The organism is Psychrobacillus sp. BL-248-WT-3 (assembly GCF_012843435.1).
Classification (GTDB): domain Bacteria; phylum Bacillota; class Bacilli; order Bacillales_A; family Planococcaceae; genus Psychrobacillus.
Map to the genome: position 1 here is coordinate 1 of NZ_JABAFC010000013.1, position 23,767 is coordinate 23,767.

Sequence of the window (23,767 nt, forward strand, 5' to 3'; positions counted from 1 at the left end):
TCCCCTTAACGGATAAAGTAAGTATGTGTTTAGAATAAAGATAGTAATACATTTACACAAAATATTTTACATTCCCCAACTCTTTGCCACATTACTGCAACACTTCTCTCCATTCGCGCAACACTTGCCCTATTTCCCGCAACTCTTTTATTTCCCGCAATACTTCCTCCCGTTCACGCAACACTTTGCCCCATTTCCGCAACACTTCACTCCATTGGCGCAACACTTACCTCATTTCCCGCAACGCTTTTATTTCCCGCAATACTTCTCCTCATTCGCGCAACACTTTGCCCCGTTTCTGTAACACTTCACCCCTTTGGCGCAACACTTACCCTATTTCCCGCAACACTTTTATTTCCCGCAATACTTCTTCTCGTTAGTGCAACACTTTGCCCCATTACTGCAACACTTCACTCATTTGGCGCAACACTTACCACATTTCCCGCAACTCTTTTATTCCCGCAACACCCACGTTTCTTGCAAGCTTCTCACCACAAAAAAACTCCTCAACACAAATGTGTTAAGGAGTTTTCACTAATCATTATTTTTTCAAGTTATAGAATGTATCTTTTCCTAGGTATTGAGCTGTGTTGTACAGTTGGTCCTCGATACGTAGAAGTTGGTTGTATTTTGCTACGCGGTCAGAGCGGGATGGTGCTCCTGTTTTGATTTGGCCAGCGTTTGTTGCTACTGCTAGGTCTGCGATTGTTACGTCTTCAGACTCTCCTGAACGGTGGGAGATTACAGCTGTGTAGCCAGCGCGTTTTGCCATTTCGATTGCGTCGAATGTTTCTGTAAGTGTACCGATTTGGTTTACTTTCACAAGGATGGAGTTGCCTACGCCTTGCTCGATCCCTTGTGCTAGTTTTTTCGTGTTTGTTACGAATAGATCGTCTCCAACTAGCTGAACTTTTTTGCCGATTCTATCTGTTAGAAGCTTGTGGCCAGCCCAGTCGTTTTCGTCTAATCCGTCTTCGATTGAGATGATTGGATATTTATTGCTAAGCTCTTCGTACCAATCTACCATTTCCTCTGAAGTTTTCACTACGCCTTCTCCAGTTAGGTGGTATTTGCCGTCTTCTTTGTTGAATAACTCAGAAGCTGCAACGTCCATTGCAAGAAGGACTTCTTCACCTGGTTTGTAGCCAGCTTTTTCGATGGCAGTCATGATTGTAGAAAGTGCTTCTTCGTTTGATTTTAAGTTTGGTGCGAATCCGCCTTCATCTCCAACAGCTGTGTTTAAGCCAGCATCTTTTAATACTGATTTTAGGCTGTGGAAGATTTCAGCGCCCATGCGTAGTGCGTGACGGAATGATTCCGCGCCTACTGGCATGATCATGAATTCTTGGATGTCTACGTTGTTGTCAGCATGCTCGCCGCCGTTTACGATATTCATCATCGGAACTGGAAGTTGCTTTGCGTTAAACCCGCCTAGGTATTGATATAAAGGTACATCTAAATAGTCTGCTGCAGCGTGTGCTACTGCGATAGAAACTCCTAGAATAGCGTTAGCTCCTAGGTTACCTTTGTTTTCTGTACCGTCTAGCTCGATCATGGCATGGTCGATTTCTACTTGGTCTAACACTGAGAAATTTTCTTCTAATTCTGCCGCGATTACGTTGTTCACGTTTTCTACCGCTTTTAATACACCTTTTCCAAGGTATCTTGATTTGTCGCCATCGCGAAGTTCTACTGCTTCGTATTCACCAGTAGATGCACCAGATGGTACGATTGCGCGGCCATATGCTCCGCTTTCTGTGAATACTTCTACTTCAACTGTTGGGTTCCCGCGTGAATCTAATACCTCACGAGCTTGAATTTGTGTAATAATTGGCATTTTCAACTCTCCGTTTCGATTAATGTTTTACCTGTCATTTCAGGCGGTGCTTCTATACCTAATAAGTGTAACATGGTTGGAGCCAAATCGGCTAAAATTCCATCTGTTCGAAGTTTTGCTCCTTTTTCGGTCACAATCACTGGAACAGGGTTGGTTGTATGAGCAGTCATCGGATTCCCCTCGAGGGTCGTTACCTCATCGGAATTCCCATGGTCTGCTGTAATGATGGCCTGGCCACCTTTTGCTAAAATAGCATCTACCACTTTGCCAAGGCATGTGTCCACTGCCTCGATTGCTTTTATAGTGGGCTCTAGCATACCGCTATGGCCTACCATATCTGGGTTAGCAAAGTTTAAGATGATTGCGTCGAATTTATCTAATGCAATTTCACCTAATAAAGCATCGGTTAGCTCGTAAGCACTCATTTCAGGCTTCAAATCATAGGTTGCCACTTTAGGAGAATTAATAAGAACTCGCTGTTCTCCAGGGAATGTCTCCTCACGACCACCACTCATAAAGAAGGTCACATGTGGATACTTCTCCGTTTCGGCAATGCGAAGCTGTGTTTTATCACGGGCTGCCAGTACCTCACCGATCGTGTTCGATAAATCGACCGTTTCAAATACTACATCCGCGACCACGTCATCACTGTAATGTGTGAATGTCACGAATTTAAGGTTTTTCGGATGCTTCTCGCTTAATGGGAAGCTATCGAACGTTGGTGTATTTAATGCCATCGATAATTGGATCGCACGGTCTGGACGGAAATTAAAGAAGATGACCGCATCATTCGTATCAATCGTTGTAGCTGGCTGTCCATTTTCCTCAATGACAAATGGCAGGACAAATTCATCGGCAATATCCTGTTCATACGAATCGAGAATCCCTTGCGTCGCGCTTTCCGCCGTTTTACCGACTCCATCAACCATTGCCTGATAAGCAAGGATGACACGCTCCCAGCGACGGTCACGGTCCATCGCATAGTAGCGTCCACTAATAGAAGCAAACCTACCGATTCCGATTTCCTTCATTTGCTTCTCTGTTTCCGCAACATAAGCGACAGAAGTACGTGGACCAACGTCACGACCATCTAAAAAGCCATGTACAAATACATCGTCTAGGCCTTGTGCCTTAGCAAGCTTCAACAAAGCAAATAGATGAGAATAATGACTGTGAACACCGCCATCTGATAGTAAGCCCATTAAATGCAGCTTACCACCTGTTTGCTTTACATGCTCAATTGCTGCTAACAGCTTTTGCTCTTGGAAAAATTCCCCGTCTCGAATCGATTTATGAATACGAGTCAGGTTTTGATAGACGATTCTTCCGGCACCGATATTTAAATGACCAACCTCTGAGTTACCCATTTGTCCATCGGGTAGACCAACTGCCTCACCTGAAGCGATCAGGGTTGCATTCGGAAACTGGTTCCAATAGCGATCGAAGTTAGGTTTCTTTGCATGAAATACGGCATTACCATACGTTTCGGGTCTTAGCCCGAAGCCGTCTAAAATAATGAGTGCAACTGGACTTTTAGGCATTTGCACCAGCCTCCAGTAATTTCACAAACGAATCTACCTGTAGGCTTGCCCCGCCAACTAGTGCACCATCGATATCTTCCTTAGAAAGCAGCTCCACGATATTTTCAGGCTTCACGCTGCCGCCGTATTGGATACGCACTGCACTTGATACTTCTTCTCCAAAACCATCTAAAATAGTCTCACGGATGGCACGACATACATCGTTTGCATCGTCAGCTGTAGCTGTCTTCCCAGTTCCGATAGCCCAGATTGGCTCGTAGGCGATGATCGTGTTTTTCACTTGTTCCTCTGTTAGGCCTTCTAGAGCTGCGGTTGTTTGAGCGGAAACAATGCTTTCTGTTTCGTTGCTCTCGCGCTGCTCCAATGACTCTCCAACACAAATGATTGGTGTCAAATTATATTCGAAGGCTGCCTTCGCTTTTTTATTGACGGATTCATCGGTTTCATTGAAATATTGACGTCTTTCCGAGTGCCCAATCACGACATAGCTTACACCGATATCTTGTAATTGGTGGCCGCTCACCTCACCAGTGAACGCGCCCTCTTTTTCCTCATGCATGTTTTGTGCACCGATGGAAATGAAGGACCCCTTCGTCTCATTCACTAAAGACTCTAGAAATAAAGACGGAGCGCAGATGACGGCTTCTACATTCGTAGTGTCGATCTGTTTTTCTTTTAATTTGTTAGCAAATTGCTTTGCCTCTGAAAGTGATTTGTACATTTTCCAGTTTCCTGCGATTACTTGTTTACGCATAATAAAATCTCCTCCAATTACTTATCGTTTAGTGCCGATACGCCTGGTAAGTCCTTACCTTCCATAAACTCTAAGGAAGCTCCTCCACCAGTTGAGATATGGTCCATTTTATCTGCTACATCAAATTTTTCTACTGCAGCGGCTGAGTCTCCTCCGCCAATGATCGTATAGCCAGCAGTTTCTGCCATTGCAGTCGCAACACCCTTCGTTCCGTTTGCAAAAGCATCCATTTCAAACACACCCATCGGTCCGTTCCAAATGATCAGCTTACTGTCTTTAATGACCTGATCGTACAGCTTTACTGTTTCTGGTCCGATGTCTAAGCCCATCCAGTCAGATGGAATTTGGTCGACTGGGACAACCTTCGTGTTGGCATCCTTTGAAAACTCATCCGCAACAACTACATCGATCGGTAAATAGAAGTTCACGCCTTTTTCCTTCGCCTTTTCAAGGAAGGACTTCGCTAGGTCAATTTTGTCTTCCTCTAAAAGAGAGGTTCCAATTTCATGGCCTTGCGCCTTCGTGAACGTATACGACAAACCACCACCGATTAGGATATTGTCTACCTTGTCCAATAAATGATCGATGACACCGATTTTATCCTTTACTTTCGCTCCACCAATGATCGCCGTGAAAGGACGCTCAGGTGTGGATAAAGCCTTTCCTAGTACATCTAATTCCTTTGACATCAACAATCCAGATACTGCAGGTAAAAGCTTCGCAATACCTTCTGTTGTTGCATGCGCACGGTGAGCTGCACCGAATGCGTCATTGACATACACATCTGCTAACGCTGCAAACGCTTTTGCTAGCTCTGGATCATTTTTCTCTTCTCCAGCGTGGAATCGTACATTTTCTAATAAAACAATATCTCCCTCATTCATTGCTGAGATCGCTTGTTCTACTTGTTCTCCAATTGATTCATCTAATTTAGTTACAGGCTTATTCAATAGCTTAGCTAAATGCTCGCCAACCTTTGTCAAACGTAGCTCTTCCTTTACTTCCCCTTTTGGGCGACCCATATGGCTTGCAAGAATCACTTTCGCTCCTTGCTCGATTAAATATTGGATCGTAGGTAGTGCTGCACGAATACGAGTATCATCTGTAATGGCACCGTCTTCTACTGGTACATTGAAGTCTACACGACAAAAGACGCGTTTCCCCTTTAACGTTACATCGCTCATTGTTTGTTTTTCCTTCATGAAATAAGCCTCCTTATGTAATTGAATTGCCTACTAAAAAAAGAAGGAGCAAAAGGGGTAACCTTTGCTCCTTTACCCTCTTTTATTATAGAGGTTATTATACTTAAACGCTATCCAAACACTAATGTTTCTCGGTACCTAGCGAGAAATTATAACCCTTTTTTTGCCATTAATAATGCAAGGTCGATACAACGTGCAGAGTATCCTGATTCGTTGTCATACCAAGCTAATACTTTAACAAGGTTATCTCCTAATACCATTGTAGATTGACCATCTACTGTAGAAGAAGCAGTGTTGCCGTTATAGTCGATTGATACTAATGGAAGCTCGTTATATTCAAGAATTCCTTTTAGTTCATTTTCAGCAGCTTTACGAAGCACGCCGTTTAACTCTTCTACTGTTACTTCTTTGTCTAGCTCTGCTACAAAGTCAACTAGAGATACGTTTGGTGTTGGTACACGAACAGCCATACCATCTAATTTACCTTTTAGCTCAGGAAGAACCTTCGCCACTGCAGCTGCTGCTCCAGTTGTTGTAGGAATCATAGATTCAGATGCTGCACGAGCACGACGGTAGTCGCTATGTGGCAAGTCTAAGATACGTTGGTCATTTGTGAATGAGTGAATTGTTGTCATCATTCCGCGTTTAATACCGAAGTTATCTTGCAATACTTTTGCTACTGGTGCCAAGCAGTTTGTTGTACAAGAAGCATTTGATACAACGTGATCTGTTTCTGGGTTGTATTTTTCTTCGTTTACACCCATAACGAATGTTGGCATATTGTCTTTTGCCGGAGCAGAAAGAATAACCTTTTTAGCTCCTGCTTCGATATGCTTGCCAGCTTTTTCAACTGTGCTGAATACGCCAGTAGATTCGATTACGATGTCTACTCCAAGGTCTTTCCAAGGAAGTACAGAAGGATCCTTTTCTGCAAATACTTGAATGTTTTTCCCGTTTACTACTAGGTATTCACCCTCTGAAGTGATGTCAGCATTTGAGATTCCGTGTACAGAATCATATTTTAATAAATGAGCAAGCATCGCTGCATCTGTTAAGTCATTGATTGCTACTACTTCTAAATCCTTTTGCTCTAATGCCTCTCTGAAAACTTTACGTCCGATACGTCCAAATCCGTTAATAGCTAATTTTACTGTCATAATAAAATTCCTCCTAAATGTTTTTTGGAATTACTTTCATCATTTCATTGGCCGCACCTTCATCTGTTACGAGAACAGTTTGCAATGGTGCCTGCTTGAAATAAGAAATAAGCGCGTTGGCTTTTTTTGCCCCGCCTGCGACTGCAAGCAGATGCTCTATATGCTGAAGCTGATTTAATTGAACACCGATTGTGCGAATATGGTGAACAGCTTCACCGTGATTGTTGAAATAATAGCCAAACGACTCACTGACTGCACCTCTACTTGTTAGAAGCTCAATCTCCTCGTCACTCGAATTTCTTCTCTTGGCCATCTCTAATGCATCGCCTATTCCATGAATAATGATGTTTGTCCTTTCATAAAGGTCCATCATTTCTTGGATAAAAGGCTCCTTCTTCATCGTCATATATGCCTCTTCGCTTAAGCGATCCGGTATATATAACGTCCGGTAGGTTCCATTCATCTTGCTAGCAAACAAAGACGCAATGGTATTTGCTTGTAGCCTGACATCCTTCCCTACCCCTCCTCTTGCTGCGATAAACAACAAATCCTTCCATCTGGACGATTCGGTCATGGCATGGGAGATGGATGCAATCGTTGATCCACCAGTAACTGCAACGATGTATTCATCCAGTAAAATACTCTCTAAATACTTTGCTGCCTCCTGGGATAAAAGCATAGATGTGTTAGTATCAGTATCTACATTTCCCGGAACAATAATCACATCTTTTATATTTAAATATTTCTTTAACATTAGCTCCATTTGTGATCGACCAGACCACATACGGACTACTTCTTTTAAATCTATCAAAACCTCATTGCCCTCTGCTGTAATAGCCGCTCCCTCACGAGAAACCTCTATCAAGCCTTGAGTCCTTAGAGCATCCAATTCCTTACGAGTTTCACGCTCCGTTAAGTCTAGCTGTTCTCCAAGAACCCGACGGCCAATACCTCTGGTCAGCTGGATAGTTTGGAGAATACGATACCTCTTCTGAAGCAGCTCACTCATCTCTGGCATTAGCTTTAGCTGTGCACTTAGAAAAGAATCCATTTGTCACATCCCACGCTAGTGGTGACATATTTGTCCCACATGTATTAAAAATGTCCCATCTACTCAAAAAAAATTTAATTTCTATAATCATAATACTTTAATATATTCCAAATAGCAATATATGTGTTTGGAAGCATTATTTTTCTAATGCTTCCAGCAGTGTCACATAGTCGAGATTCCCGTACTGAATGATTTCCCCTTGATATTCCACAACCGGAATCATGAGCATAAATTTTTCGTGTAGCTGATCATCTTCTTCTATATTATGCTCCACTATTTGAAATGGCACGTCCTCCTGTACCAGCTTCAGCATCATTCTTCCGTCATCACATAAATGACAACCTGGTCTTGTATAAAAATGGACAATCATTTTCTGTGTCCCCCCCATCGTTTAGCTTCTCTCATTATAAACTTTTAACCTATTAAAAGCGTGTCGAATGTGTTGCATACAAAATATTCCTTAAAAGGTAAAATAGAAGAGCATGTATTTCATAATAAAATACGAACAAATAATTGAGAACAATGAAGTTTAAATGCCGTTTTATGAGAATGTAGAATTGATTTCCGCTCTGGCGAACGCTTTCCGCGGGGTGCGCGATAAGCCATCACCCATTGCGCTGGAGTCGTCGCCTGCCGCTTCAATCAATAGAAAGAAAATGTTCGTGTTTGATTGGTGAAGGGCTATTCCACTAGGACTTTATTGGATAATTCACATTCTATTTAATAAAAGCGATACTTTTCATTTATTCGTTCGTCTATTGCACTAAGGGGGTCAGGAGATGGAAATGGAACAGCTATATAGAGATCACAGCGACCGGGTTTACAGCTATATTTACTTACTTGTCCGTCATAAAGAAAGTGCTGAGGACCTTACACAGGAAACCTTTTACAAAGCATTTAAAGGATTTAAAACGTTTGATAAGCAAGCATCGACTGCTACGTGGATCCTAAAAATTGCTCGCAATGTTACCTATGATTATTTCAGAAGAAAACGAGTGGTTCAATTTTTTTCATTTGAAAAGAATCATGATATAGAAACAAAGGGGCTTTCCCCAGAAAGTCACGTCGAACAAAAAGAAAAGCTGACACGGATGTATGATTCCTTGCGCCTGCTAAAGAAGGATTATCAAGAGGTAATCATCCTGCGAAAAATCCAGGAATGCTCCATCCAGGAAACTGCCTACATTCTCGGATGGACCGAGGCAAAGGTCAAGATGAAAATGATGCGTGCACTCGAGGCGCTAAAAAAGGAATTTCATCAAAAAGGGGGTTATGTAAATGGAACCGTCAAAGGAATTTGATGAGCTTTTTGAGGAAATGAAGCATGTTGAACGTTCTAATGAAGCAAGACGAAATACATGGCTAGCGATAAAGGAACGAATGGAAAAGAAAAAAAGTAGAATATTTCCCGCCATCCTTGCATTAGCAGCAATTGCCATCGCCTCCTTTTTCCTGTTCACAAATATGATTCCAGCAGAAACTGAGCAAACAGCACAACCTCTTACGAATGAGGAAGTGATTATGGCCGTCATTGAAAAAGAATATAATGGGCCGGATATGGAACTTGAAAGGTTACTAAGGGCATGGTTTGAACTGCAAAGTAAAACCCCTACAAAGAACCAGGATGAGTACAATAAGCTGCTACAATCGAAGGAAAGTACAGATTATACTAATTATTTTTACAAAAGCTTTGGTGATTATTTCACAAAAGATATGATGGAACAGGCTATTAGCACTGTAATGGTGTTCAAATATAATTCCCAATTAATAGACAGCAATTTAGACATGCAATTAGAGAAGGTCCAGATAACACAGGATAAGGATCATCCAACTATTTATCGAGCTACCGTGGAGGTTTCCTTGACAAACGATAAAGACCAGAAAATCTTTCACACGTTAAAAGAAGAATATATCTTTTCTAAAACAGAGCCTGGAAAAATAGGGAGATATAACTTAATGTTAGCTACAGATGGCAAACATCTATATGATATCATCCCAAATTTTGATGCCTATTTTAATAACAGGAAGCCAGTTATCGACGTTTCGTTCGATTCCATTTGCTTCAATGGAAGAACTGGCTCCAATCAAATAAACGGCTGTACAACTGACACAGTTCAAATAAATGAAATAATGGAATCCATTAACGATTTACCTATTCAAGAGGTTACCGAGGAGGAAAGCAGCTGGAGAGCTGAATTGTTGTCTCAAAGGAACAGCTATCAAATCTATTTAACAAACGAAGCAAATCAAGAAAAGACATTATACACGGTGACTCTATACGATGATGGCAAGCTAGTGTACGCTCCTGGCTTGGACATGGGGATTACTGGCGATATCACGATAGGCTCTCATCGAGATGTCTACAAGAAGGTTATTCAGATGCTTCAAACATTTAAAGAAGTAGACTAGCAGAGAAAATGATTCCTGATTGAAACGAGCTGGTTATGACTAGCTCGTTTTATCTTTGTTTTTCTTCCGATAAAAATAACGCCAAGTATAAAAAATCACCCAAAATGCTAAAAGAACAACAAACTGATAGTTTGTATCACTATAATTAACCATAAGGATTATTATAATAAATGTTGGTATAGCTAAATAACACCACATTCTTACTTCCTTGTTTTTAAAACTTAATTCAAACCGTTCACTCATAGACCCCAACCCTTTTGCCGCCTACCTTCACCAGCTGGCTAGTCTACCTGAGATTCCTAGCGTTTTAATTTACGACAATCACAGCGTAGTTTACTACAATACCTCATAACGAAAGATAATAGCCTTTATCTTCACAAAAAAAAATGAAAAAAACGATTCGTTTTCTTCATTTGTTTTTTATTTGATTGCCTCTTAGGCTCTACATTTTTTTGCTTTGCTGGAGAATTTGTGATTCTCCTGTACGTTCCCATTCTTCTACTGTTTCATATGCTTTTTCAGGAGAATATCCCTTTCCAACAAGAACTCCCATTAAAATAAACTCTTGAAGGATATGTGTCATATTAATTCCTCGTTCAACGTCTTCCATGCCTTCTTTAACCAGAAATTCTGTGTGCTTAACCCACTCATCTGGAGTCTTCCCATAATATTTTTTATTTCCATTTCCATGTTCCATCTCCATTGCATCCGCTTTAGTTTTATGAACTGTACCAAATGGATGGTTTGGCGGGGCATATATGGAATATAGTTTCAAAGGAACATTTCCGGTATTTGTGAGATTATGCCACGTTCCAGCTGGTATTACAACTGCTGTATCATCGAATACACTCCATTGCAAATTTAGATTATCTTTACTATTACCCATTTGAACTATTCCTTGACCTTGTTCAATACGTAGGAATTGATCCACTTCAGGGTGTATTTCCAAACCAATATCTTCCCCTACATTAAGGCTCATTAAAGTGACTTGCAAACGATTTCCTGTCCATAGTGCAGTACGAAACGTCTGATTTACTTTGGTTGCCTCATTAATATTAATAACAAAAGGGTTTGCTCCATAGTCTTTTAACACGTTCTCATAATAAGAATGGTGTGAACCAAATGCCACCTCATTCGGAACTGCCCAATAACCATGAGTGTTTCCGTAGATATACTGTGGAGAATTTGCATAATAAGGATATTGATACATATAAGGTGCATAATACATTTTTATCAATCCCTTCACTTCATTTTATTAATAATCCATCTTATGTGTGGTGTCAGCAGGGTATACTAAATGTTGTCATAAGAGAACAATTTGAGATTAAAAACGACGACAATTACTCCACGTTTTCCTACAATCAACGTTTCTTACTCCCCCTACCACTACCCCCAAAAGAGCAGCGTGTTCTAACGGATTCGTTTGATGAGAAGAAGACACGAGAACGTAATCAACGAGTAATAAACCAGAATGATCACAAACATGAGAAAAGAAAGTCATTCTTGCTGATGAAATGCTCTTGATTAGAAAACGTCAAAAATTTATTGAAGCTAGCTCTTCCATAAAGGTTAAAAACGGGATGCCGTTGAATATAATAATTTATCGTTTAACGATAGCTTTATTGCATTTTGAAACTCATACATTCCTTATTAAAATTTTCTGGTTGCTGTGAAACACAAGCTTAGATGAAAAGGGGAAAAAAATGGCTTTTGATTAGTAGTGCTGTAGTTATGGGTTTGTTGGGGTTGGCAGGAACCTTTATTCCCGAAGAAATTTCAAATGTATTAGGGATTGACCCTTCGCCCATTACTCTGATTCTTCTGCAAATCATCGGAGGACTATATTTAGGTTTTGCAATGTTGAACTGGTTTACACGTTCCGCCCTAATCGGCGGCATCTATAACAAACCTGTCGTATTGGGAAATCTGATACATTGCGTCGTTGTCTTTTTTGCCTTACTCCGGCAGTTGATGGAGCAGTTTCATTTTATAATTGTTATTATGACATTAGTTTATCTTGGTTTTGCCATCTGGTTTATGTTAGTGATGCGCTCGAATCCATTAAGAAATCAATCAAAAATATCCGTCTAACATATATTAAAGGGGAATTTATATAGGTTGTCTAACTTTTTAAGTTCACCATGCGGAACGAGTTTTTTAAGCAATACAAAATATATTAAAACAATAAAAATTCCTACTTTATAAAAGAAGGAATTTTTCTTTTTATTCTATTATGAGAACCTAAGTGGAAGATTACTCGATATTTATGGGTCAAATTTTTTAAAATTGAGAAGGGTTATGAATTTTGTTCCGGTGATTTCAAAACAATTTTCTTCCTCCAATTAACAAAATTATTAGCAGTGCAATTAGATGAATTGTATCCCCATTTGCTTTGCTTTTTTACATGTTCTCCCCGTGTACAGAGCCAGTTAATCTATTTCTCCCACCTTAATTTCTCTAAACCTTTAACACAAACTCTGCTTCGCCTTCATTGATGTTGCCCGTTTTCTGGAAGCCAAGGCTTTCATAGAGCTTGATGGCTATTTCGTTTTCTGGCTCCGTTGATAAATAGATGGAATTGCAGCCGTCCAATTGTTTCATTTCATCCAGCACTAGCTCTACTGCTTTTCTGCCGTAGCCTTTTCCTTGGCTTTTATGATCGATCATAAAGCGGCAGATCCAGTAGTTGGCAGTTTCTTCATCAAATCCGTACATGGCAAAGCCAATGAGCTTCTTCTCTGCTTCGATACCTTTTATAATCCATCCAGTTTCATAGACTGATTGGGTGATGGATAATGCGTTGGAGGCAACAAATTTTTCTACTACGGTTCCTTTGCCATCCTCGTTAGTTGTTAGAAGGACTACTTTAAGCCAGTTATCCTTATTTATTTCTACTAGTTTCATTCCATTTCCCCGTTTCTTTTGTTAATCTCTCTGCTTTTTTCTTTTACCATTTACCATTCTAGATAGGAGGAAGATGACTAAAAGGATAATGATTATGGTTGGGATAGAGATACTGTCCTGTAGGCTGTTACTTGTATAGGGCTGTGGCTTCGTTAGCCCCTCCGAAATACCGTAATGCTTGGAAACCTCATTGGACAAAGCCTGATAGGTTGAGATTACAGCCTCATCGATTAGACCTTGGTTTAAATAAGGCATCGTATACCGTTCGATTATCTGGTCTATTTTGGCATCTGAAAGTGCTTTTTCCAAGTCACGGTCCACTGTAATCTCTACTGCCGGACCTCCCCCGTTAACCGGATCCGTCTCGATTAAAAATAGTAAGCCATTCTTATTTCTTACACTTCCTATTTGGTTCTCTCGTATGATATCCATGTTAAATTCACTTGCCGACTGGTCTCCTACATGCTCGATAATCATCACAACCAGCTGAGCGGTCGTTCCTTTTTTTAATTTATCTCCCAGTATTTTTACTTCCTGCTTCGTTTCTTCTGTTAAAAAGTTCTCTTCATCTACTAAATAGGTATCCTTTGATATATCTCCAGCAGCCCCTGTACTTAAAGGAGAGAACAACAAAATAAGGAAGGTTATAACTAGCAGATGTATTGTTTTATTCAACAGTGCCATTCCCCTTTCAGCCTGCAGTCTCATCATTTTTATTTTATTCTGATAAGTTAATTATATTATACATGAATTATGACTATTAGAAGTCCCTTTTACGAGTTTAATATAGGAAAAGAGTGGTAATGATATAGATTAGACAGTAAATAAAGGAGGTAAACAAATGGACCAAGTACATAACGAGGATTTAACACCAAAAGAAGCCATTGATGCACTGGAGCAGATTCAAGGAAAATTCCCTGGAGCGAGGCGCGCACACGCTAAGGGGGATATGTATGAGGCAACATTTCTTCCGAATGGGAATGCTGTACCCTATACGGTTGCACCCCATCTTCATAGAGAAGCAATTCCTGCTACTGCTCGTTTTTCCAATAGCCCCCCTAACCCTGCTTCCGTCGATTATCTTGTTCCTGCCAAAGGGCTCGCCGTTCAATTTGAGCTACCCGATGGAAGCTTCACCAATTTAGTGAGCTCTACTGTACCGATGTTCGTCACAAGCAGTCCTAGAGAGTTTATCGATATGATTGAAATATTTACGGATAAAAAAACTGGGATTAAAACAATTGACCGGGCCATTAATATGGTGGAGCTAGTTTCTAAAAAATATCCACATAGCAAAGAGGTCATTCAAATCATTAAGGAGCAGGCAAAGCAGCCACCAACGAGCTACGCTGAGCTTCACTACTATCCTATCCACGCCTTCTATTTCGTCAATAAAGACGGCGAACGCCAAGCAATCAAATACGAATGGGTCCCTGTCGATGAAACAAAGGATCCTGCTCTAACAAGCAAATCGATTTCAGCCAACTATTTGACGGAGGAGCTCGACGACCGATTAAAACGCGGGCCAGTCCAGTTTGATCTGTTCATCCGCTTAGCAGAGGAAGGGGATAACCCAAACGATGCAACGGATATGTGGCCAGAAGATAGAAGAAAAGTGAATATAGGTCGTTTGGAAATTAGAAATAAAATACATCCTAAGGAAGACATTGTTTTCGACCCAACGATTGTTCCAAAGGGAATCGAGCTAACGGACGATCCCATACTACACTTTCGAAGTGGAGCATATGCTGAATCATATGAGAGGAGAAGTAAGAATGAATAAGAAAGTCTCAAACACATAGTAAATGAGCATAAAAAAAACACTCGAACGAATTCGAGTGTTTCTAACTGTTATGGACGCCCCTGGAGGGAATCGAACCCCCATCTCAAGAACCGGAATCTTACGTCATATCCATTAAACTACAGGGGCAAGCGACCTTTCTATTATACAAATGGATGAGGAATAATTCAAGTCAACATTTCAAAGCTTAATATTTGACCTTCCTTGACCATTCCATGTATGATAAAGTTACAACTGAGGCAGAATTTCTCAGTACACACTAAAAAAACACTAACAATTACCTTGAAGGAGGCAATCCAGGATGAATTTAATCCCTACAGTTATTGAACAAACAAATCGCGGCGAGCGTGCGTATGACATTTATTCTAGATTATTAAAAGACCGCATCATCATGCTTGGTAGCGCGATTGATGACAACGTATCAAACTCGATCGTTGCCCAGCTTTTATTCCTAGAAGCAGAAGATCCAGAAAAAGATATCTCTATCTATATCAATAGCCCAGGCGGAAGTATTACAGCAGGTATGGCTATCTACGATACAATGCAATTCATTAAACCAGACGTACAAACTATTTGTATCGGTATGGCAGCATCAATGGGTGCTTTCTTACTTACAGCTGGAACAAAAGGCAAACGCTATGCACTTCCAAATGCTGAGGTTATGATTCACCAACCACTTGGTGGAGCTCAAGGGCAAGCAACGGAAATTGAGATTGCAGCAAAACGTATCTTATATCTACGCGACAAGCTAAACCAAATTATGGCCGAACGTACTGGTCAACCGATTGAAGTCGTTTCAAAAGACACAGATCGCGATAACTTCATGCCAGCAGAGCGTGCATTAGAATACGGTCTAATCGACCATATCATCTCACGTAGCGACATGAAAAAAGATGTAAAATAATATAATATAAATCCAAGGCGGTGATTCTCTGCCTTGGATTTTTTTATAAAAAGATGAAAGGTTGTGTTCCATTTGCTATATACAATAAGTTCTCTGTTAATCATATTGTCCTTAGTCATTTACATCGTAAGTCTACAAAGCAAAATAAAAAAATTAGAATCACAACAGGCCCTTCCGTTTAAAGGAGACAAAGCCTTAGAAAAACAAATCGTAGAGATGAATAATAATGACAGCAGCCAGGTTGAAATGGTCAAGCTTGTTCGGAATGAAACAGGCTTAGGACTAGTACCAGCAAAGAAATATGTAGATAAAGTGCTTAACCATATTTAATGTCACTTCTACGAAAAAAAAGCTGTTATCTAATCCAAGCGGACTAGATAACAGCTCTCTTTATTTATTCAGCATTAGAAATGAACTTAACTAATGATTCCACAGCTTCCTCTTCATCAGAGCCTTCAGCACTCAAAGTAACAGTAGCGCCCTTGCCAATCGCAAGGCTCATGATTCCCATGATACTTTTAGCGTTTACCTTTTTGTCATCTTTTTCAAGAAACACATCTGCTATAAAACGATTCGCTGCTTGTACAAATAAAGCTGCTTGTCTCGCTTGTAGTCCTGATTGTAATTTTACTTCGACCTGTTGTTCCGCCATAATCCTTAGCCCCATTTCTTTAAATTGATTCGCCTCTTCTTAAAGCATCTGCTATTTCATCCAGCTTACGCAAGCGATGGTTAACACCTGATTTACTTACAGTTCCAGTGGATACCATGTCGCCTAGCTCCTTTAGGGTTACATCCTGATACTCGACACGAAGACGGGCAATTTCTCGAAGCTTCTCAGGCAATTGATCCAGCCCGATTGCATTATCGATAAAACGGATGTTATCCACTTGTCGGATAGCTGCACTGATGGTTTTGTTCAGATTGGCCGTTTCACAGTTGACCAAGCGATTGACACTGTTCCGCATGTCTCGGATAATTCGCACATCCTCAAATTTTAAGAGGGCACGATGTGCTCCAGCGATGCTTAAAAAGTCAGAAATTTTTTCTGCTTCCTTTAAATATGCCACAAAACCTTTTTTACGTTCAATGGTTTTTGCATTTAATTCATAAAAGTTCATTAAATCGACTAATGCGTCGCTATGTGTTTTATATAAGGAGTAAATTTCTAAGTGATAAGAGGAAGTTTCTGGATTATTGACAGAGCCTCCTGCTAAGAAAGCTCCACGTAGGTAAGCTCTTTTACAGCAGTTTTTTTTGACAAGCTCCTGTGAAATCGAATACTCAAATTCAAAGCCTTCCTTCAAAATCATTAAATCCTCTAGTAGCCTCTTGGAGCCTTCTCTTACTCGGCAAATATAGACATTATTCTTTTTAAGACGCATCTTTTTACGAACAAGTACTTCCACGTTCAGCTGATACAATGATTTGATCAACGTGTACAGCCTTCGGGCAATCGCCGCATTTTCGGTTTGGACATCCAAGCTAAGCATTTTGTTGCTAAAAGAAAGAGAACCATTCATACGGATGAGCGCTGAAAGCTCTGCCTTCGAACAGCAAGGCTCAGCCTCCTCCTGTGTCATCTCTTTTTTTGTTTCAGAAGCAAACGACATATAACGTTTCCCCCTTTCTTGCAGAGCCTCTCTATTGTTTGAATCCTTTTTGGCCTGCATATTCGTAAAGCCATTCCGCTACTTTTATCGCATCATGACGGACAGCGCCATTATATACGATGGAAATGTCCTTCTTAACGATTTCTATGTCTAGTGTTTCTAATTTCTCTATATCAATTTTAACGGGAGAAGCCTTCTCCTGCTTGTATAAATACTGAACATTTTCAGGAATTTCCTCATTACTTATCAACAAAGAGTCTATAAAGTTCTCGCCTACATGGTCGATCAATGCTTCTACATGATCATACGCAGTATAGTTATTCGTTTCTCCAGCTTGTGTCATAAGATTGCAAATGTACACTTTTTTAGCCTTCGAACGGATGACTGCCTTACGAATATCTTCGACTAAGAGATTAGGCAAAATACTAGTATAAAGGCTACCTGGTCCAATTGCTATAATATCCGCTTGGCGGATTAGGTTAATTGCCTCTGGCAGTGGCTTTACATCGTCAGGAGTAATAAATACCTTTTCTATCTTTTTCCCATAGTCCGGTATTTTAGATTCCCCTGTAACAATAGTTTTATCCTCAAATTGTGCATGGAGTGTGACTAGCTGATTGGCAGCAGGAAGCACTTTTCCATGAATATTTAAAACACGGCTCATTTCCGTGATTGCATGTGCGAAATCTCCTGTAATCGAGGTTAAAGCAGTAATCATTAGATTGCCTAAGGAATGTCCCTCGAGTTCGCTGGAATTAGTGAAGCGAAACTGAAACATTTCTTCTACGAGCGGCTCTACCTCTGATAAGGCTGCTAAGACGTTTCGGATATCACCAGGTGGTGGAATATCATAATCATCTCTTAATCTACCGGAGCTTCCTCCGTCATCCGCAACTGTAACAATGGCAGTAATATCTAATGGAAGTTTTTTAAGTCCTCGAAGCAAGGTAGATAAGCCAGTACCACCACCAATGATGACTATTTTTTTACGGTGTTTTGTACGACCCATTAAGTCATTCCTTCCTGATAGTAACATCTCTATGAGTTATTACTGTTTCATCGTCTTCCTTAAAAACCTTACCGAAATATTCTGCTAGTGTGACAGAACGGTGTTGACCGCCCGTACAGCCAAAGGCAATAACAAGCTGCGTCTTGCCTTCTCGCTTGTATTGCGGAATCATAAAGGCAAACAAGTCTTTTAGTTTTTCGATAAGCGTCTTCGTATCTGCCCATTTTAAAACGTAGCTAGAAACCTCTTCATTTAGTCCTGATTTTAAACGGAGCTCCTCGATATAATACGGATTTGGAAGAAAACGAACGTCAAAAACCAAATCTGCATCAATAGGAATTCCATGCTTAAAACCGAAGGACATAACGTTCACCGTAAAGACCTGGCTTCCATTTGTCGAAAATTCCTCTTGAATTTTTTCTCGAAGCTCGCGTGGCTTCATCTTGGATGTATTATAAATAAATTGTGCTCTGCCTTTTAAGTCAGAAAGAAGCTCTCTTTCCTTTTTTATACCTTCTAATGGCAATCCTGCATTTGCTAACGGATGGGAGCGTCTTGTTTCCTTATATCTTCGGACAAGAACCTCATCCTGTGCATCCAAAAACAACACCTTTGGAGTTACAGAGGTTGCTTCTTGAAGCTGGTTAACGGAGTCAACGAGTGAATGAAACATTTTCCCTCCACGCAAATCCATTACCGCTGCTATATTTCGCGGTTGCTGATTTGACTCAATCATTAGCTTGATAAAAGTGCTTAGGAGCTCAGGAGGAAGATTGTCTATGCAATAATAGCCTAGGTCTTCAAAGCTTTGGATAGCTACTGTTTTTCCTGCTCCTGACATTCCAGTAATGATGACTACTTCTGTTTCTGGCTTCTGCTGAGTTTCCACTATCTATTTATCCTCCCATGAATGTTGAATAGTTTCACTGATTAATGCGAAATCTGGAGTATATACAAAAGTACCGTATTGCATACCCTTTTCCTTTACAGCAAACAATAGATTTGTTCGATCTCCCTCTGCCATCGGTAGATGTGCTAAATCTTCAACCGGGTGCCATTCGAGCACACCTTCTTTAGTTTCTTTATATGGAGTTCCTTCTATATCTGTTCCGATAAAGGTAAATAACATCCATTCATCTAGACGTTTCCCATCCTCTTCAATGAGCATTGTATAGATTCCCTTTAAATGTGGATTGATCGGTACAGTGTTTGTCTCTTCCGTAAACTCACGAACAGCAGAAATAAGAATAGATTCTCCTTCTTCCATTTTTCCGCCTGGTGCAACATACCAGTTTCTACGTGGTTTCTTTAATAACAAAACTTTGTCGTCTTTACAAATAAGTAAATTAGCGATTCTTTGCACGTATGGTCACTCCATCTGTCTGTAGTTACCTTATATTATACATGAATTTGCACAAAAAGAGGCTGCTTCACGATTTAAATCGCAAAACAGCCTGTTCAAATCTTGCATATATAAAAAGGGGGTCAATTTATATACTTTACTATACACTTAATATGTTTCAGAACAGTTACAGTTAAATTAAGATAAAATTAAATTAAATATTTGATGTGTTTTTATCTTTTAAATGCTCAATATAGTGCTGAGCTGATAAAGCTGCTACACTACCATCACCTGTTGCTGTGACAATTTGACGAAGCATTTTATCACGAACGTCCCCTGCCCCAAAGATACCAGGTACTGCTGTTTCCATTTTCTCGTTTGTAACGATATAACCATTTTCATTTAAGATGCCAAGGCTATGAAATGGTTTTGTAAGTGGTAGCATTCCAACATATACGAATACACCGTCTGTTGAAAATTCTTTTTCGGAACCATCCACTGTGGATACTAAAGTAACGCTAGAAACCTTACCGTCTGTTCCGTGTATTTCTTTTAATGTTGTATTCCAAATAAAGTCTATTTTTTCGTTAGCAAAAGCTCGGTCCTGTAGAATTTTTTGAGCGCGAAGCTTATCTCTACGATGTACGATTGTTACCTTGTTGGCAAACTTAGTTAAGAAAGCACCCTCTTCAACTGCAGAGTCCCCGCCTCCAACTACTACTAGGTCTTTCCCTTTAAAGAAAGCACCATCACAAACTGCACAATAGCTTACGCCACGTCCACCAAGCTCTGTTTCGCCGGGAATACCCATTTTTTTGTACTCAGCTCCTGAAGAGATGATAACAGCTAACGCTTTATATTCTTTACCGCTTACTTTTACGGTTTTATAGTCTCCGTTATCGACTACTTCGGAAACGTCACCATATGCATATTCTGCACCAAATTTTTTCGCATGATCGAACATTTTAGTAGAAAGCTCAGGTCCTAAGATTGTTTCAAATCCTGGGTAGTTTTCTACCTCTTCTGTATTAGCCATTTGGCCGCCTGGAATTCCACGTTCAATCATTAGAGTGGAAAGGTTTGCACGGGAAGTATATACAGCTGCTGTCATACCTGCTGGGCCCGCTCCTATAATAATCACGTCATATATATTTTCAGTTGTCATCGATAATTCCTCCTACGTACTACATACCAACAATCTAACTAATTTTGTACCCTTCATCAACTAATATGCTTAGGAGTCAGAAAAAGGTAAGAATTGGATTAGCTCGTTGACATATTTCGTGAGCGTTGCTGTAGTGATTCCGTATTGCTCCGCATATTGTTTTTTCGTCACGTTTTTCATTCGTGAGGATACGAACATATACTCAGTCGCTGCTGCCAAAGCACGCGGATTTTTAAAGCCATACCCTTTTTCTAGCGCACGCTCTACTAGCACAAACCACATTTGTAATAACAGTGTCTCTGACTGCTCCAGTGACTTGTTGTTGTCATAAAGTAAATCCGTAGCTGCAATGGCTCTCAAAAATGCTTTTTCTGCCGGAGATTTCTCATCGAATTTATGCCCAAGAGAATTAGCTAAAAACAATTTCTCCATTGTAGTCAGTTCCTCCACTACAATCCACTTAGGGTGTGCGATAATTTCCTGGCGATGACGAGACTTCCCTAACAGATAGAAGCCAAAAATACGTTCACTAATATTTTTGTTTTCTAGCTTTTCTAAGATTAAGTTCTTTTGTTCCTCGTTATTTGGCTCTACTAGCTCCTTCATTTGTGGGAGCCACGGCTCGAAGCCTGCTTTTTCTGGATCCAGCTTTAAAAGCGCTTTCCACGCATTACGCGCCACTTCCTCATGCCCTGCAAAATAAGCAGAATGCGAAAGCCAAAAATAGAAGCCTGGATCTGCTTCAAATCCTTTTCGTTGAATGCTTCTCAACCATTTGAAGGCTTGTTCATATTTCCCTATTAACGCAAAAGTTGCCCCTAATTTATAGCGATGCTCGATAAAATAAGGATTTATTTTAGATAAAAGAGCTGTGATTTCCTCAAGCTCCTCGTTATTTCTTTCATAGTAGTGAATAACAGCCAAGTTACATAATGCATGGATATTCCCTTGGTTCTCTCGTAATACCTGATGCAGTAATGCTTTAGCCTGTTCTTCCTCTCCTAAATAAAAATAAGCAAGCGCTAGGTTATTGAACGCTGCCCAAAAATCAGGATGGTCTGCAATGATCGATTCCAGCAGCTCAACTGCTTCTACAAATTTACCCTGCTCCATAAAGCGTCGGGCTTTTTCTTGAAGGAAAAGCGCCTCACTAGAGGGGGTATCCAGCTGAAGGTTTACGATATCCTCCTGCTCGGTGAAATCAATGATTTCCATTGCTTCCTCCATATATTCTCCGTTAACTTCCTTTTCTAAATAGATTTTGGCAAAGCGATTTGCCTCTATAAAGTTTCCCAAATGAGCGTTTACCTCAGCTAAAAAGAAAATGATATCTCCTTCGTTCGGATCTAGTGAATACGCGCTTCTCAATAGCTCATGAGCGTAATCATAGTTATCGAACTCCATTTGGAGGATCCCATATTGCAGTAAGATCATTGGTTCGTCTGGACTTAAATCAGTTGCTCGCTTTAAATATTTTTGTGCTTTTTGTAACTCATCTTTTTGAAGCTCATCTAATGCTTTTTTATAGTAATATTCGCCAGTCGGCAAAAATGAAATTATATTTTCTTTGTCTAGTTTCTTACTTCTTTTTTTATTCAAGATACTCCTCCGAAAAATAATAAGGAACGTTACGGAAACGCTCCTTATTAGTATATTTTCAGTATATCATAAAGTATTATTTTTTATCTGCTTTCGCTTCATGTCTTTTTTGTAACACCTGTAATAAATCATAGTAGCTGACTTTTTGGTTTTGCAATAAAACAAGTAAGTGATAAATGAGATCTGCCGCTTCCCATTTCAGTTCCTCTGCATCATTATTTTTGGAGGCAATGATCACCTCTGATGCTTCCTCTCCGACCTTCTTGCAAATTTTGTCTACACCTTTTTCAAACAAGTAAGTAGTATAGGCACCTTCTGGCATCGTTTGCTGACGTTCTTCAATCGTTTTTATCAAATTAGTAAGGACATTATAGCCAGATGCCTCCTCGAATTTTTCTAGGCTCTTATGGAAGCATGTCTCTTCTCCCGTGTGACAAGCAGGTCCACTAGGCAGCACCTCTAGTACGAGTGCATCGGAGTCACAGTCCGTTTGAATGGATACGACCTTCTGAGTATTTCCGGACGTTTCTCCCTTATGCCACAGCTCTTGTCTGCTACGACTGAAGAACCATGCCTCTCTCGTCTCCACTGTTTTTTCATATGCCTCTTCATTCATATATGCAAGCGTTAAAACCTCTCTTGTAACGGCATGCTGTACAATTACTGGGATTAGTCCTTTATCGTCAAATGTTAATGTAGCCATATTCTTACTCCCCTTCAAGGCTTGCTCAATTACTTATTGTTTGTAGCGCCTCTTTTAATGTAAAACGATTGTTGTATAACGCTTTTCCTGTGATTACTCCGCTAACGCTGGAGATTGTAGATAGCTCCGCTACTGCCTCGATGTCCTCTAAGGAGCTGATTCCTCCTGATACAATAATCGACAGTCCGGTCGCTTCTGCTAGCTCTTTGTTCGCTTTTAAGTTGGGACCTTGCAATGTTCCATCAGTCGCAATGTCTGTAAAAATAACGTGTTTCGCACCTTTAGAGGCAAAATATTGTCCTACTTCGATTGCGGATTGGCTAGAAGTTTCCAGCCAGCCATGTGTTGCTACCATGCCATCCTTCGCATCTAACCCAATGACGATTCGATCACCGCCATACTCTTGAATCAGATTGGCAACAAGCTCTGGCTGTGAAATGGCAAGACTACCTATAATGACACGATTGACCCCGTGATCAAGATAGTAGCTCACATCCTCGCTAGATCGTATTCCTCCGCCTATTTGAACGTTAACCGGTAGCTCTTTCGCAATACGGATAACCTCCTTGGCATGAATCTTTTCGCCATCCTTTGCCCCGTCTAGATCAACCAAATGAATCCAGGTTGCCCCTTCATCGACAAACTTTTTTGCCATATCAAATGGAGAGTCTCCATATATAGTTTCTTGTTCATAATCCCCTTGATACAGGCGTACACATTTACCGCCCTTCATATCGATTGCGGGATATACTTGTATTGAGCTCATGAAATTCCTC

General features: G+C 40.3%; 25 protein-coding genes and 1 tRNA gene. 6 read left to right on the forward strand and 20 right to left on the reverse strand.

All coding sequences use genetic code 11. From position 1 onward, the window contains the following. Window positions 1-541: 541 nt before the first annotated feature. From eno to HF876_RS08800, 7 genes are all read right to left on the reverse strand, one after another. Window positions 542-1,837, reverse strand: a complete 1,296-nt coding sequence (eno, locus tag HF876_RS08770) for a phosphopyruvate hydratase (protein ID WP_169359692.1) — start codon at window positions 1,835-1,837, stop codon at window positions 542-544. Between the two features lie 2 nt (window positions 1,838-1,839). Continuing rightward, window positions 1,840-3,378, reverse strand: a complete 1,539-nt coding sequence (gpmI, locus tag HF876_RS08775) for a 2,3-bisphosphoglycerate-independent phosphoglycerate mutase (protein ID WP_169359693.1) — start codon at window positions 3,376-3,378, stop codon at window positions 1,840-1,842. Next, entirely contained in the window at window positions 3,371-4,132 is a 762-nt protein-coding gene (tpiA, locus tag HF876_RS08780; protein WP_169359694.1) for a triose-phosphate isomerase, read from the reverse strand. The genes gpmI and tpiA overlap by 8 nt, the downstream gene beginning before the upstream one ends. Before the next feature lie 17 nt (window positions 4,133-4,149). After that, window positions 4,150-5,316: a phosphoglycerate kinase gene (locus HF876_RS08785; RefSeq protein ID WP_481900283.1), complete on the reverse strand. Its 1,167-nt coding sequence runs from the start codon at window positions 5,314-5,316 to the stop codon at window positions 4,150-4,152. Window positions 5,317-5,483: 167 nt separating this feature from the next. After that, window positions 5,484-6,491, reverse strand: a complete 1,008-nt coding sequence (gene gap / locus HF876_RS08790) for a type I glyceraldehyde-3-phosphate dehydrogenase (protein WP_169359696.1) — start codon at window positions 6,489-6,491, stop codon at window positions 5,484-5,486. Between the two features lie 13 nt (window positions 6,492-6,504). Then, window positions 6,505-7,542 (reverse strand): sugar-binding transcriptional regulator, encoded by a 1,038-nt coding sequence (locus tag HF876_RS08795; RefSeq protein ID WP_169359697.1) that lies wholly within the window; start codon window positions 7,540-7,542, stop codon window positions 6,505-6,507. Between the two features lie 136 nt (window positions 7,543-7,678). Further along, window positions 7,679-7,912 (reverse strand): glutaredoxin family protein, encoded by a 234-nt coding sequence (locus tag HF876_RS08800; protein ID WP_169359698.1) that lies wholly within the window; start codon window positions 7,910-7,912, stop codon window positions 7,679-7,681. Window positions 7,913-8,321: 409 nt separating this feature from the next. Between HF876_RS08800 and HF876_RS08805 the strand changes: the two genes are divergently transcribed. Then, entirely contained in the window at window positions 8,322-8,843 is a 522-nt protein-coding gene (locus HF876_RS08805) for an RNA polymerase sigma factor (RefSeq protein ID WP_169359699.1), read from the forward strand. After that, window positions 8,821-9,951 (forward strand): hypothetical protein, encoded by a 1,131-nt coding sequence (locus tag HF876_RS08810; protein WP_169359700.1) that lies wholly within the window; start codon window positions 8,821-8,823, stop codon window positions 9,949-9,951. The genes HF876_RS08805 and HF876_RS08810 overlap by 23 nt, the downstream gene beginning before the upstream one ends. A gap of 442 nt (window positions 9,952-10,393) precedes the next feature. Here HF876_RS08810 and HF876_RS08815 read toward each other — a convergent pair whose 3' ends face one another. Beyond that, complete coding sequence (locus HF876_RS08815; RefSeq protein WP_169359765.1) at window positions 10,394-11,179, reverse strand: cupin domain-containing protein; 786 nt, start codon at window positions 11,177-11,179, stop codon at window positions 10,394-10,396. A 482-nt stretch (window positions 11,180-11,661) separates the two neighbouring features. Here HF876_RS08815 and HF876_RS08820 point away from each other — a divergent pair, with 482 nt between their 5' ends. Then, window positions 11,662-12,042, forward strand: coding sequence for a multidrug DMT transporter permease (locus HF876_RS08820; RefSeq protein ID WP_240949714.1), 381 nt, complete (start codon window positions 11,662-11,664; stop codon window positions 12,040-12,042). Between the two features lie 366 nt (window positions 12,043-12,408). Here the strand turns inward: HF876_RS08820 and HF876_RS08825 are convergent, their stop codons facing one another. Then, window positions 12,409-12,855 (reverse strand): GNAT family N-acetyltransferase, encoded by a 447-nt coding sequence (locus HF876_RS08825; protein WP_169359702.1) that lies wholly within the window; start codon window positions 12,853-12,855, stop codon window positions 12,409-12,411. A gap of 21 nt (window positions 12,856-12,876) precedes the next feature. Further along, entirely contained in the window at window positions 12,877-13,530 is a 654-nt protein-coding gene (locus HF876_RS08830) for a TPM domain-containing protein (RefSeq protein ID WP_169359703.1), read from the reverse strand. A 166-nt stretch (window positions 13,531-13,696) separates the two neighbouring features. Between HF876_RS08830 and HF876_RS08835 the strand changes: the two genes are divergently transcribed. Then, a complete protein-coding gene (locus tag HF876_RS08835; protein ID WP_169359704.1) occupies window positions 13,697-14,638 on the forward strand; it encodes a catalase family peroxidase in 942 nt (313 codons plus the stop codon). A gap of 75 nt (window positions 14,639-14,713) precedes the next feature. On the opposite strand, the gene HF876_RS08840 is transcribed toward HF876_RS08835, so the two are convergent. Next, window positions 14,714-14,785 (reverse strand) — tRNA-Arg (locus HF876_RS08840). 172 nt (window positions 14,786-14,957) lie between these two features. Here HF876_RS08840 and clpP point away from each other — a divergent pair. Both clpP and HF876_RS08850 read left to right on the forward strand, forming a co-directional pair. Further along, window positions 14,958-15,560 (forward strand): ATP-dependent Clp endopeptidase proteolytic subunit ClpP, encoded by a 603-nt coding sequence (gene clpP / locus HF876_RS08845; protein WP_169359705.1) that lies wholly within the window; start codon window positions 14,958-14,960, stop codon window positions 15,558-15,560. Between the two features lie 72 nt (window positions 15,561-15,632). Then, complete coding sequence (locus tag HF876_RS08850) at window positions 15,633-15,890, forward strand: ribosomal protein L7/L12 (RefSeq protein WP_169359706.1); 258 nt, start codon at window positions 15,633-15,635, stop codon at window positions 15,888-15,890. Window positions 15,891-15,954: 64 nt separating this feature from the next. Here the strand turns inward: HF876_RS08850 and HF876_RS08855 are convergent, their stop codons facing one another. The 9 genes from HF876_RS08855 to hisA form a co-directional block, all read right to left on the reverse strand. Continuing rightward, window positions 15,955-16,212 (reverse strand): HPr family phosphocarrier protein, encoded by a 258-nt coding sequence (locus HF876_RS08855; protein WP_169359707.1) that lies wholly within the window; start codon window positions 16,210-16,212, stop codon window positions 15,955-15,957. Between the two features lie 19 nt (window positions 16,213-16,231). Then, entirely contained in the window at window positions 16,232-17,173 is a 942-nt protein-coding gene (whiA, locus tag HF876_RS08860; protein WP_169359708.1) for a DNA-binding protein WhiA, read from the reverse strand. A 31-nt stretch (window positions 17,174-17,204) separates the two neighbouring features. Then, window positions 17,205-18,182, reverse strand: a complete 978-nt coding sequence (locus HF876_RS08865; RefSeq protein ID WP_169359709.1) for a gluconeogenesis factor YvcK family protein — start codon at window positions 18,180-18,182, stop codon at window positions 17,205-17,207. Between the two features lie 4 nt (window positions 18,183-18,186). Continuing rightward, a complete protein-coding gene (gene rapZ / locus HF876_RS08870) occupies window positions 18,187-19,071 on the reverse strand; it encodes an RNase adapter RapZ (RefSeq protein ID WP_342559832.1) in 885 nt (294 codons plus the stop codon). Between the two features lie 3 nt (window positions 19,072-19,074). After that, the gene (locus tag HF876_RS08875) at window positions 19,075-19,545 is read right to left on the reverse strand and encodes an NUDIX domain-containing protein (RefSeq protein WP_169359710.1); all 471 of its coding nucleotides are present in this window, start codon (window positions 19,543-19,545) and stop codon (window positions 19,075-19,077) included. Between the two features lie 193 nt (window positions 19,546-19,738). After that, window positions 19,739-20,689 carry a thioredoxin-disulfide reductase gene (gene trxB, locus HF876_RS08880; protein WP_169359711.1) on the reverse strand — a complete coding sequence of 317 codons (951 nt, stop codon included), beginning with the start codon at window positions 20,687-20,689 and terminating at the stop codon, window positions 19,739-19,741. A gap of 69 nt (window positions 20,690-20,758) precedes the next feature. Next, window positions 20,759-22,288 (reverse strand): tetratricopeptide repeat protein, encoded by a 1,530-nt coding sequence (locus tag HF876_RS08885; protein ID WP_169359712.1) that lies wholly within the window; start codon window positions 22,286-22,288, stop codon window positions 20,759-20,761. A gap of 76 nt (window positions 22,289-22,364) precedes the next feature. Beyond that, on the reverse strand, window positions 22,365-22,991 hold the full coding sequence (hisIE, locus tag HF876_RS08890; protein ID WP_169359713.1) for a bifunctional phosphoribosyl-AMP cyclohydrolase/phosphoribosyl-ATP diphosphatase HisIE: 627 nt from the start codon (window positions 22,989-22,991) through the stop codon (window positions 22,365-22,367). 25 nt (window positions 22,992-23,016) lie between these two features. Further along, window positions 23,017-23,757, reverse strand: a complete 741-nt coding sequence (gene hisA, locus HF876_RS08895; protein ID WP_169359714.1) for a 1-(5-phosphoribosyl)-5-[(5-phosphoribosylamino)methylideneamino]imidazole-4-carboxamide isomerase — start codon at window positions 23,755-23,757, stop codon at window positions 23,017-23,019. Window positions 23,758-23,767 lie beyond the last annotated feature (10 nt).

Coding starts and splice junctions, on each gene's coding strand:
- eno (WP_169359692.1), bottom strand. CDS start 1,837: ATGCCAATTATTACACAAATTCAAGCTCGTGAGGTATTAGATTCACGC.
- gpmI (WP_169359693.1), bottom strand. CDS start 3,378: ATGCCTAAAAGTCCAGTTGCACTCATTATTTTAGACGGCTTCGGGCTA.
- tpiA (WP_169359694.1), bottom strand. CDS start 4,132: ATGCGTAAACAAGTAATCGCAGGAAACTGGAAAATGTACAAATCACTT.
- HF876_RS08785 (WP_481900283.1), bottom strand. CDS start 5,316: ATGAGCGATGTAACGTTAAAGGGGAAACGCGTCTTTTGTCGTGTAGAC.
- gap (WP_169359696.1), bottom strand. CDS start 6,491: ATGACAGTAAAATTAGCTATTAACGGATTTGGACGTATCGGACGTAAA.
- HF876_RS08795 (WP_169359697.1), bottom strand. CDS start 7,542: ATGGATTCTTTTCTAAGTGCACAGCTAAAGCTAATGCCAGAGATGAGT.
- HF876_RS08800 (WP_169359698.1), bottom strand. CDS start 7,912: ATGATTGTCCATTTTTATACAAGACCAGGTTGTCATTTATGTGATGAC.
- HF876_RS08805 (WP_169359699.1), top strand. CDS start 8,322: ATGGAAATGGAACAGCTATATAGAGATCACAGCGACCGGGTTTACAGC.
- HF876_RS08810 (WP_169359700.1), top strand. CDS start 8,821: ATGGAACCGTCAAAGGAATTTGATGAGCTTTTTGAGGAAATGAAGCAT.
- HF876_RS08815 (WP_169359765.1), bottom strand. CDS start 11,179: ATGTATTATGCACCTTATATGTATCAATATCCTTATTATGCAAATTCT.
- HF876_RS08825 (WP_169359702.1), bottom strand. CDS start 12,855: ATGAAACTAGTAGAAATAAATAAGGATAACTGGCTTAAAGTAGTCCTT.
- HF876_RS08835 (WP_169359704.1), top strand. CDS start 13,697: ATGGACCAAGTACATAACGAGGATTTAACACCAAAAGAAGCCATTGAT.
- clpP (WP_169359705.1), top strand. CDS start 14,958: ATGAATTTAATCCCTACAGTTATTGAACAAACAAATCGCGGCGAGCGT.
- HF876_RS08855 (WP_169359707.1), bottom strand. CDS start 16,212: ATGGCGGAACAACAGGTCGAAGTAAAATTACAATCAGGACTACAAGCG.
- whiA (WP_169359708.1), bottom strand. CDS start 17,173: ATGTCGTTTGCTTCTGAAACAAAAAAAGAGATGACACAGGAGGAGGCT.
- HF876_RS08865 (WP_169359709.1), bottom strand. CDS start 18,182: ATGGGTCGTACAAAACACCGTAAAAAAATAGTCATCATTGGTGGTGGT.
- trxB (WP_169359711.1), bottom strand. CDS start 20,689: ATGACAACTGAAAATATATATGACGTGATTATTATAGGAGCGGGCCCA.
- hisIE (WP_169359713.1), bottom strand. CDS start 22,991: ATGGCTACATTAACATTTGACGATAAAGGACTAATCCCAGTAATTGTA.
- hisA (WP_169359714.1), bottom strand. CDS start 23,757: ATGAGCTCAATACAAGTATATCCCGCAATCGATATGAAGGGCGGTAAA.